General features: G+C 70.0%; 3 protein-coding genes. 1 reads left to right on the top strand and 2 read right to left on the bottom strand.

Annotated features, from left to right (window positions below; all coding sequences use genetic code 11):
* Positions 1 to 227 precede the first annotated feature (227 nt).
* Positions 228 to 374 carry a hypothetical protein gene (locus ABZ646_RS46830; RefSeq protein ID WP_360533960.1) on the bottom strand — a complete coding sequence of 49 codons (147 nt, stop codon included), beginning with the start codon at positions 372 to 374 and terminating at the stop codon, positions 228 to 230.
* Between ABZ646_RS46830 and ABZ646_RS46825 the strand changes: the two genes are divergently transcribed.
* Positions 315 to 812, top strand: a complete 498-nt coding sequence (locus tag ABZ646_RS46825; RefSeq protein WP_360533957.1) for a DUF6233 domain-containing protein — start codon at positions 315 to 317, stop codon at positions 810 to 812. The genes ABZ646_RS46830 and ABZ646_RS46825 overlap by 60 nt on opposite strands.
* A gap of 119 nt (positions 813 to 931) precedes the next feature.
* Here ABZ646_RS46825 and ABZ646_RS46820 read toward each other — a convergent pair.
* A partial coding sequence (locus ABZ646_RS46820; protein WP_360533954.1) for a hypothetical protein occupies positions 932 to 1,275 on the bottom strand: 344 nt, incomplete at its 5' end.

Here is a 1,275-nt window from a genome sequence, read left to right as displayed (position 1 = left end):
GGAAGGAGGTAGGGGTGGCGCGGGCGAGGAACCGCGTCGTCTTCGCAGAGACCGGAGTTCGTTCGCTTCCGCACGGTCCCGGATTTCCGGATCGTCGGTGAGGCGGGTGCGCGGCTGTACACCGCCCCGCCCTTAGCTGCGCAACCCGGTCGGAGGCGCGTACGGCCGGGGCCCGGACCTGTGTGGTCCGGGCCTCGGTCGGGTTGATGGTCGGGGTTGTGGTCGGGTCAGTGCTGGAGGCCGACCAGGGCCGGGCGTGTGCGCTGGCCGGTGGTGGTGGTCAGGGAGATGACAGCGTGTCCGGCGGGCAGGGTGTGGGCGAGGGCGAGGGCGGAGGCGGACCAGCGGTCGCGTTCCACCCGCCGCACGGTCACGGCCCGGGCGGTCGGGACGGTGCCGGTGATGGCCCGGGCGGACCAGGTGCAGGGCCCGCCCGCCGGGGGCTCGGCGATGATCTGCCGGTCGGTGACGAAGTGCTACTTCGCCTCGGACACCTCGGCGGGGCCTCGGTCCACTACCGCGGTGACTGCTGGGCACCGGCCAAGAACGGCCGGTGTCGGCCGGTGACGCGTGAGCAGGCGCTGGACGCGCTGCGCCATGACGTTCCGGCATGCCCCCACTGCGAGCCGGCCGTGAAGCTCGGGTTCCTGGAACGACCCGCCACGGGTCCGCAGGCTGAGGTCTCGTTCGCCGGTGTAGCCACTGATCATTTGCGGGCGGCGACGATGCCGGGGTGTGGGGGAGAACTCAGGCTGAGTGTAGGGCCTCGCCGCTCGCGACATGTCGATTTTGCGTGGCCTGGGCGTTCTTAGCTGTCTCATGGCCTTGTCACCCATGATCAGTCTCAAATCCGTGGCATTTCCAGGTGCTACCGGCGAGGGCCTTGGTCAGGCAGGTCGGCGAAGCGTAGGGCGGCTCGGCGGCAGTTGGGTCAGGCGAGGCGTCCGCCGCCGTCGACGTGCAGTACGGTGCCGGTGACGTATTCGCCGGCAGCCTGCTCCGCCCCGACCCGCCCGTACGCCGCACCCTGACTGCCTACACACGTTCCGGTCCGGACCCACTGACCACAGCGTTCCTGGACACGCTTGCTGAGCATGCGCGCGTGATGCCTCTCCACGTCCACGACCAGCTGGCCCCTTGCTTGCCGAATGGATGACGGCTGGCAGAGGAAGCTCGCCGACCTGTGCCAGCAAGCTTTCCGTCCGAGGAACATCACGTCGAACAGGACCAGGTGCGCCGGGTTCAGCTCTGCGGCCCGCTCGCCCCAGGGCCGAG

Source organism: Streptomyces sp. NPDC007162 (genome assembly GCF_040634175.1).
GTDB lineage: Bacteria > Actinomycetota > Actinomycetes > Streptomycetales > Streptomycetaceae > Streptomyces.
This window is presented reverse-complemented; position numbering and strand designations above follow the sequence as displayed.